At 70.5% G+C, this 8,358-nt stretch carries 6 protein-coding genes and 1 pseudogene; 3 read left to right on the forward strand and 4 right to left on the reverse strand.

All coding sequences use genetic code 11. The annotated features are described in order from the left end of the window. Positions 1-128 precede the first annotated feature (128 nt). On the reverse strand, positions 129-1,943 hold the full coding sequence (locus ON43_RS27215) for a DEAD/DEAH box helicase (protein ID WP_040811984.1): 1,815 nt from the start codon (positions 1,941-1,943) through the stop codon (positions 129-131). A 233-nt stretch (positions 1,944-2,176) separates the two neighbouring features. On the opposite strand from ON43_RS27215, the gene ON43_RS27220 reads away from it, so the two are divergent. Next, positions 2,177-3,019, forward strand: coding sequence for a carbon-nitrogen hydrolase family protein (locus ON43_RS27220; protein ID WP_086008028.1), 843 nt, complete (start codon positions 2,177-2,179; stop codon positions 3,017-3,019). 41 nt (positions 3,020-3,060) lie between these two features. Continuing rightward, on the forward strand, positions 3,061-3,702 hold the full coding sequence (locus ON43_RS27225; RefSeq protein WP_040811987.1) for a phosphoribosyltransferase: 642 nt from the start codon (positions 3,061-3,063) through the stop codon (positions 3,700-3,702). Here ON43_RS27225 and ON43_RS27230 read toward each other — a convergent pair. The 3 genes from ON43_RS27230 to ON43_RS27240 all read right to left on the reverse strand — a co-directional run bounded on the left by ON43_RS27230 (position 3,696) and on the right by ON43_RS27240 (position 5,864). Continuing rightward, positions 3,696-4,223 (reverse strand): gamma carbonic anhydrase family protein, encoded by a 528-nt coding sequence (locus ON43_RS27230; RefSeq protein ID WP_040812002.1) that lies wholly within the window; start codon positions 4,221-4,223, stop codon positions 3,696-3,698. The two genes, ON43_RS27225 and ON43_RS27230, sit on opposite strands and share 7 nt — an antisense overlap. 18 nt (positions 4,224-4,241) lie before the next feature. Beyond that, on the reverse strand, positions 4,242-4,964 hold the full coding sequence (locus ON43_RS27235) for an alpha/beta hydrolase (RefSeq protein ID WP_040811989.1): 723 nt from the start codon (positions 4,962-4,964) through the stop codon (positions 4,242-4,244). 72 nt (positions 4,965-5,036) lie between these two features. Next, on the reverse strand, positions 5,037-5,864 hold the full coding sequence (locus ON43_RS27240) for a class I SAM-dependent methyltransferase (protein WP_040811991.1): 828 nt from the start codon (positions 5,862-5,864) through the stop codon (positions 5,037-5,039). Positions 5,865-6,180: 316 nt separating this feature from the next. Between ON43_RS27240 and ON43_RS27245 the strand changes: the two are divergent. Further along, positions 6,181-8,358, forward strand: a pseudogene (locus ON43_RS27245) (hypothetical protein); the annotation flags it as partial.

Genomic DNA, 8,358 nt, shown 5'->3' on the forward strand with positions numbered 1-8,358 from the left:
GCTTTTGGCCGGAATCTACTCGGCCGCAGTGGATTCCGGCCAAAAGCATGCCGGAATGACAAGCGCCCACGTGCCGGAATGACAAGCGCCCGCATCCTTACCGGATGCGGGCGTTTGGTTTATCCGTACTACGAGCGCGGCTTGCGGCGCTCGTAGCGCGGCTTGCTGTCGCGGAACTCGCGGCGCGGGGCACGGCTCATGACGCGTCCACCCGGCGGGCCCTGGTCCAGCTGCAGCTGGATCAGCTGACCGCTGATCCGGGTGCGGGCCAAGGCATTCAGGGTCTCGTCCGACAGGTCGGCGGGCAGCTCCACCAGCGAGTGGTCGGGGCGGATGCTGATATGGCCGAAGTCGCTGCGGCGTAGGCCGCCCTCGTTGGCGATGGCGCCCACGATCGCGCCGGGCGCGACCTTGTGCCGCTTGCCCACCGAGATCCGGTAGGTGGCCAGCTCGGCCCCGGTCTGGCGGTGCTTGGACGGCTCGCGGCGCTCGCGCGGTCCGCGATCGTCGAAGGCGCGCGGACCGCGATCGCGATCGCGATCCCGGTCCCGGTCGCGGCGCTCGCGCGGCGCGGGCTCCGGATCGGGCTCCATGAAGAAGGTGTCGCCCTCGTGCCCGCCGACCGCGAGCGCCGCGGCAATGTCCACCAGCGGAATATTGTGCTCGCGCTCGTATTCCTCGATGAGCTTGCGGAACAGCGGCACGTTCGCCGAGTTCAGGTTCTCGGTGATGGCGTCGTGGAACTTGGTGACGCGCTGCGCGTTCACGTCCTCGACGCTGGGCAGCTGCATCTCGGTGACCTGCTGGCGGGTGGCGCGCTCGATGGCGTCGAGCAGGCGGCGCTCGCGCGGGGCCACGAACAGCAGCGCGTCACCGGAGCGGCCCGCGCGGCCGGTGCGGCCGATGCGGTGCACGTAGGACTCGGTGTCGTGCGGGATGTCGTAGTTCACGACGTGCGAGATGCGCTCCACGTCCAGGCCGCGGGCGGCCACGTCGGTGGCGACCAGGATGTCGAGCACGCCCGACTTGAGCTGGCCGATGGTGCGCTCACGCTGCGCCTGCGCGATATCGCCGTTGATGGCGGCCGCGGAATACCCACGCGCGCGCAACTTTTCGGCCAACTCCTCGGTGGCCTGCTTGGTGCGCACGAAGATGATCATGGCCTCGAAGGGCTCGACCTCGAGGATGCGGGTCAGCGCGTCCAGCTTGCGCTGATACGACACCAGCACCCAGCGCTGGGTGATGTTGGTGTTGGTGGAGGTCTTGGTCTTGACCGTGATCTCGACCGGTTCCTTCAGGTACTGCTTGGAGATCTTGCGGATCGCCGTCGGCATGGTGGCCGAGAACAGCGCGACCTGCTTCTGCTCGGGCGTGTCGCGCAGGATGCGTTCCACGTCCTCCTGGAAGCCCATCTTGAGCATCTCGTCGGCCTCGTCGAGCACCAGGTACTGCAGCTCGGACAGGTCGAGGGTGCCGCGCTCGAGGTGATCGATGACGCGACCCGGGGTGCCGACCACCACCTGTGCGCCGCGCCGCAGACCCGACAGCTGGACCGCGTAGTTCTGGCCGCCGTAGATGGGCAGCACGTGCACTCCGGGCATGTGGGTGGCGTACCGACCGAACGCCTCCGCCACCTGGATGGCCAGTTCGCGGGTCGGGGCCAGCACCAGCGCCTTCGGCGCCTTGCCGCTCTCGTTCAGCCCCTGGAGCACGGGGATGGCGAAGGCGGCGGTCTTACCGGTACCGGTCTGGGCCAGACCCACCACGTCACGACCCTCGAGCAGCGGCGGGATCGTCGCTGCCTGAATCGGCGACGGCGATTCGTAACCGACATCCGCGATGGCCCGCAGAATGCGGTCATCGAGGCCGAGATCGGTGAAGGACGGGCCGGAAACGTCCCTCTCGTCGTCAGTGGGAACGCTGTCGGCCGGTGAGGTACTCATTGCGAAGGATTTTACTGCCTGCTAGCTGCGGGGTTGACCATCGGGTGAATACCCTGGGAGTCGTGCATCCGGACAACTCGCCCGCGCCCTCCGTCTCGACCCCCGCCGGTTCCGCCTCCGGACTCGGCAATCCCGAAGCCACACCCGTGCGCAACTACGTCACCGGAACCCTGGCCACGGACGATGCGGCCAGCTCGGGAGCAGTGGCGACGGCCATTCACGAATCCGCTCCGCTGCCCGCGCCGGGCGAGACTCCGGAACCGGCGGGCGCGGTGGATGTGGCGGTGGTGCAGTTCGATCCGTACACCGACACCGTGGCCAATCTCACCGCACTGCGCGCGGAGGTCAAGGCGGCCAGCGAACTCGGAGCGAAGGTGGTGGTCGCGCCCGAGTATTCGATGTTCGCGACCAAGCGCCTCGACGAGCGGGTGCTGGCCGCGGCCGAACCGCTGACCGGTCCGTTCGTCACCGGATTGCGCGGCATCGCAGCCGAATTCGGCGTGCACGTGGTGGCGGGCGTGGTCGAGTCCGGCGGTCCGGACGAGCCCGCCGGGCACGTCTACAACACCCTCGTGGCCGCCACCCCGGACGCCGAATTCGCCGCCGTCTACCGCAAGGTGCACCTCTACGACGCCTTCGGCTCCCGCGAATCCGATCTGCTGCTGCCCGGCGCGCTGGGCCAGTCCCAGACCTTCACCGTCGACGGTGTCGTGTTCGGCCTGCAGACCTGCTTCGATCTGCGCTTCCCCGAAGGCATCCGCCGCCTGGCCGCCGGCGGCGTGCACGTGCTGCTGCTGCCCGCGCAGTGGATTCCCGGTCCCGGCAAGGTCGATCAGTGGACGACGCTGCTGCGGGCGCGGGCCATCGAGAACACCATGTACGTGGCCGCCGCGGATCAGGCGGCCCCACGCGGCTCGGGCGCCTCGATGATCGTCTCCCCCACCGGCGCGGTGCTGGCCGAGCTCGGCGACCAACCCGGCATCGCCACCGGGCGTGTCGACCTGGCGCACCTGGCCGAGGTCCGGACCACCAATCCCAGCCTGGCGCTGCGCAGATACACCATTCGCGGCGAATAACCCGCGGGCCACCGGGGCCGGCGGAACTAGACTGAACAGCAATGATCTATCCCGATCGGGGGGCTGCCGGACGCACGTTGGGTGACAGGCTGGAGCACCTGCGGGCGGCGGATCCCTTGGTGCTCGGGCTGCCGCGCGGCGGGGTTCCGGTGGCCGTCGCGGTGTGGGAGCTGATCGGCGGGGATCTGGATGTGCTGCTGGTGCGCAAGCTCGGGGTGCCGTGGCAACCGGAGCTGGCCATGGGCGCCATCGGCGAGGACGGCGTGCGGGTGCTCAATCGCGATGTCATGCTGCACACCGGGGTGACCGCCGAACAGCTCTCGGCCGTCGAGGGACTCGAGCGGACCGAGCTGGAACGGCGGCGGCGGGTGCTGCGGGCCGAGCCGCCGATTCCATTGAAGGACCGGACCGTGGTGATCGTGGACGACGGCATGGCCACCGGCGCGACCGTCGCCGTCGGGTGCGAGATCGCGCGGCAGCACGAACCGCGGCGGGTGGTGGTGGCGGTGCCGGTGTCGTCCGTCGAAGCGCTGCACCGGATTCGGGCGCTCGCCGATGAGGTGGTGTGCCCGCTGGTGCCCCGCGCCCTGGGCGGGGTCGGCGGGGCGTATCGGGACTTCCACCAGCTCAGCGACGAGGAAGTGGTGGGCCTGCTGGCCGGGGCCAGGCGCGAACCTCAGTGAACCTCGGTGATGCCCTTGCGGTGTCGCTGCGCGAGGTCGGCGTAGATGGCGGGGTTCATCTTCACCCACATCTCGGCCGCGGTTCCCGCCAGCGGCTTCTTCACCTCGGCGGGTGAGCCCGCGGCCAGCACCCCGTCCGGGATCTCCTGCCCGGGGCCGACCAGCGAGTGCGCCGCGATCATCACGCCGCTGCCGATCTTCGCCATGTCCAGCACCGTACTGCCGTTGCCCACAATCGATTCCGCGCCCAACGTGGCGCCGTGGAACACCACCGAATGCGCGATGGTGGAACCCGCGTCGATCTCCACGGTCACGTCCTGCGGCACGTGGATCACGGCATTGTCCTGCACGTTCGCGCGTTCGCGAATAATGATGGGAGCGAAGTCGGCGCGCAGCACCGCGCCGTACCAGACCGAGGCCCCGGCCTCGACGCGAACATCACCGATCAGGGTCGCGGTGGGCGCGATGAAGGCGGTCGGATCGACGGTGGGCCGCTTGCCTTCGAATTCGTAAAGTGGCACGGCACCCACCGTAATCGGCTAGACCAGCAGACGCGCGTGCACGAAATCCACGATCTCCGAGGTCACTTCGGCATGCACGGGTTCGTGCAGCAGATCGTGCCCGGCGTTCGGATAGGCGTGGAAGCGCGCGCCGACCTGAACCGACCAGTCGCGCACCGGCTCGAGCGGGGCCCGGCGGTCGTCCGCGCCGTGCACGATCAGCACCGGCAGCCCCTCGGGCAGCCGCGGTCCCGGCCAGTCCGATTCCTGCTCGGTCGCTACCGCGGCCCGCGAGCGGGAACCGAGATGGGCGCGAGCCCGATTCGTGGTGGCCGCGCCGCGCGCGGACTTGGGCGACTTGCCCTCCAGCACCGCCTTGGGCGTGCCGGACAGCACCAGACCGGGGTACTCACCCGGATCCGCGTCGCGCAGCACCGCCAGGGTGGTGGCCGCGCCGAGCGAGTGGCCCATCAGGAAGGGAGTGGAATTCGCCTGTGCGCGAACCTGATCCAGGAACATGCGGGCATCGTCGGCCAGTTCGTGGATGGTGCCCGGCCGTTCCGGGTCCCCTTCACTGAGACCGTGCCCGGAGGTGTCCAGGGCCCAGAGTTCGATTCCCTGGGCGGCGAGCGCCCTGGCGAACCGGTGGTAGTGCGCGCTGTGCTGGCCGATTCCGGGCAGTAAGGCCAGCACGGCCTGTGCATTGTCGAGCTGCCATCGACGGTAGTGAAGGCGGCCGCGAGCGCCCGCGAGGTAGAGCATCGGGAGATTGTGACAGACCGCGGGCGCCCGTGGGGGTGCTCCGATCGGGCAACTCGCGAGTAATGAGCGAAGTCAGCGAATGCCGGCGCGCACCAGGTGCGGGCCGGGCCGATCCGGGTTCCACGCGGTGTCCAGGTAGCGGGCCAGCGCCTCGGACGGGCCCAGGTCCTCGACCACGGTGAGACCGGCCTCACGCAGTTCGGCGGCGATCTCATCGGCGGTGAAGAAGGTGATCCAGCGCTCGCCGATGGCGGCCAGGCGACGCTCGCGGGCCTCGGCGGCAGCGATCTGCTCCGGAGTGACCGGGGTGTACGGGACGCCGTAGTCGAGCACCAGCTCGGTGCCGGGGGCCAGGCCGCCGATGGTGTCCAGGGTGGCGGCGATGGCGGGGCGGGTGAGGTAGACGGTGACGCCGAGCCAGATCACGAAGGCGGGCTGCGCGGTGTCGAAATCGCTTGCGGCCAGCACATGTTCGAGGGTGTCGCGCTCGAAGTCGACGCCCAGGTAGGTGACCGAATCCGGAATGTCGATGCCGGAGTCGGCCAGCCGCTTGCGCTTCCACGCCTGGGTGTCGGGGTGGTCGACCTCGAAGACGCGCAGGCCCGGATGCGGATTGCGGTAGGCGAAGGTGTCCAGGCCCGCGCCCAGCACGAGCACCTGGCGCACGCCCGCGCGGTAGGCGTCGGCGAGCGCGTCCTCGGTGTAGCGGGAGCGCGCCGCGATGAACAACCGGATGCCGCGACCGGCCACCTCGTCCACGCGACCGTCGGGTTCATTGCCGGAGGTGACGATCACCGCCGCCAGCGGATCGCGGAAGATGCTCGCGCCGTCCAGGGTCTGATGGTCGGCGCGGTACCGGGCGGCGCCGAGGGCGGTGCGGCTGGGTTCACCGTTCTGCACGAAAGGACTCCCTTCAACGCCTCCACCCTAGGGGCGACACGCCGGGATCGCGATCCGAACATCTGGGGCACGACCGGCACCGGAGCCGCCGCCCCGGCTTGCTCCGCACGCGAGTCGCGTTGTCCCCCAACATCGCCCGCAAACGCGCGCTGACGTGCGCGGCTCGCCGCCGGTCCGGCGCGGCGCGCGCGGCCTCCCCGGCGGCACATCACACCGCCCGCAGTCATTACGCTATGGCGCGACTCGGCCACGCTCAGGCGTCCTTCCGGCCGGGTGCGGGTGTCGGCGGAGGAGAGGCACAGGAGGGCCGCGATTGATGCTGTTCGGTGATCGTGTCGTGTGCAGCACCGGTGACCTGGTGACAGCGGCGCGCTGTGAGTTCGCGCTGCTGCGTGCGCTCGACGCCGAACTCGGTCTGGTGACGCCGGTGGACGGCCAGTCACCCGGCGCGCTGACCCGCACCCCCGATCCGGCCGTCGAGCACCGCCTGGCCGATCTGCGCGACCGCCACGGCTCGACCGTTACCCGCATCCGCCTATCGCCACCCGCCGCGGCCGCGTTGGGCGACACCATCCCCGCCACCCGTGCGCACGGCGTCCACGACCCGGCCGCGCTGCTATCGCGCGAATCGGCTGCGGTGTCCGAGGAGGGGGCGCAGCCATCACAGCCCGGCGATGCGCGGCCAGCCGCCGCGACGCGTTCCGGCGACTGCGTATCGCACTCCCCGATGGTTCCGGATGATCTACGAGAGGCGGCGCTCACGGCGCTGCGGGACGCGCACGGCCAAACGCTGGCGGCCCTGCGCGCGGATGCCGAGGCGGTGGCCGGTGCGGTCGTCTTCGACGGCGATTTCGTGGCCCGCTGCGAGTTCCTGGTGCGCGACCATTCGCCGGAGACCCACGACTACGTGGTGACCGGGGTGGCCGGGCGACGGGACCGGATCGCGACCTTGCTGGGGCTGGCCGCCATGGCGGAGGCGTTGCGGCGCAACGGTTTCCGGGCCGCGCCGCACGCGCGTATCTGGGAGGACGGGGTGGCGATCACCCACCCGCTGGCCGATATGGCGGTGGTCTACCAGGCGCGGCTGGCCCGGCTGAACCTGATCGTCGACACCAAGCTCGGCGAACTGCTGCCGGTGCAATGGGGCGACCGCCGCTTCCTGGCCTGCGGCCACTGCCCCACCTGCACCGCCGAACTCGAGGCCCGCCGCGACCTACTGCTGGTCGCCGGCATGCGCCCGGCCACCCGCGCCCATCTGCGCGACGCCGGCATCACCACCCTCGACCGGCTGGCCGTCGCCGACGCCGCCGTCGCCGGCATCCCCGCCGCCACCCTCACCACCCTGCGCCGCCAGGCCGAGGTGCAGATCCTGCGCGAACGCACCGGCCGCCCCGTGCACGCCTTGCTCGACCCGGCTGCCCTGGCAGCACTCCCCGCCCCGACCCATGGCGACCTGTTCGTCAGCGTCATCCCGGCGGCACCGGAAGTCGACGGCTCCCGCCGGGTACGACCCGGAATCACCTGCACCACAGGCGATCTGGTGGTGTCCATCCGAACCGCCGCACCCCGTCATTCCGGTGAAACCGCATCCCGTCATTCCGGCGAGACTTCACCTCGTCATTCCGGCGAGCTTTTGGCCGGAATCCAGCACGCCGGTGTGGATCCCGGCCAAAAGCATGCCGGGATGACCAGCGGGGCCTCCGACCAGGCGTCCGGTCCCGTCGCCTTCGCCGATGCCCGGACGGCCACCGCCGCGCCCGGCCCGCTGCCCGGAGTGAGCACGGTCGACCTGGGGTTCGTGCCCACCCCCGCGACGCCGAAACCGGAGCGTACCTTCGTGATTCGCGCGGAGAACCCGGAGGCGACGACGCGGCGGCGCGATGACGCGGACGCGCTGCTGGAGTTCCTGATGGAGCGCGAGCGGGAGTGTCCGGAGTTGCGGATCCACCACTATCGCGGGGATCTGCGCGGACTGCTGCATGCCATCGGAGAACGGGATTCCGAGGGTGAGGATGTGGTGGCCGAACTGCTGCCGACCCTGGTGGATCTGTATCCGATGGTGCGGGCGGCGCTGGTGGTCGGCGAGCGGTCCTACGATCTGCATCAGCTGCCGCCCAATCAGGAGGAGCGTGACGGCGGGGCGGAAGCCGTACTGCGCCTGCGGGATTGGCTGCTGGAGCTGGCGGCCGAGCATCAGGTGCGGCCGAGCCGGCGCTGGACCTACGACTACGCCGAGACCGGGCCCGATGAGATCGAGGCGGCGCTGCGGGAATTCGCGGAGAGCGACGGCCCGAACCGTGGCGAGGCGCAGGAGGCGGCCGGGCTGGCGGCCGCGGCACTGGGCTATCACCGGCGCGAGCGGCGGCCGCTGCGCTGGGCGCACGACGACCGGCTCGATCACCCGGTCTCCGAATGGGCCGATACCGCAGGGGTTCTCGTCGCCGACTCGGGTTCGGTGGACACCGACTGGCACAGCAGTGGGCAGCGGCCCACC

The organism is Nocardia concava NBRC 100430, assembly GCF_000308815.1.
GTDB lineage: Bacteria > Actinomycetota > Actinomycetes > Mycobacteriales > Mycobacteriaceae > Nocardia > Nocardia concava.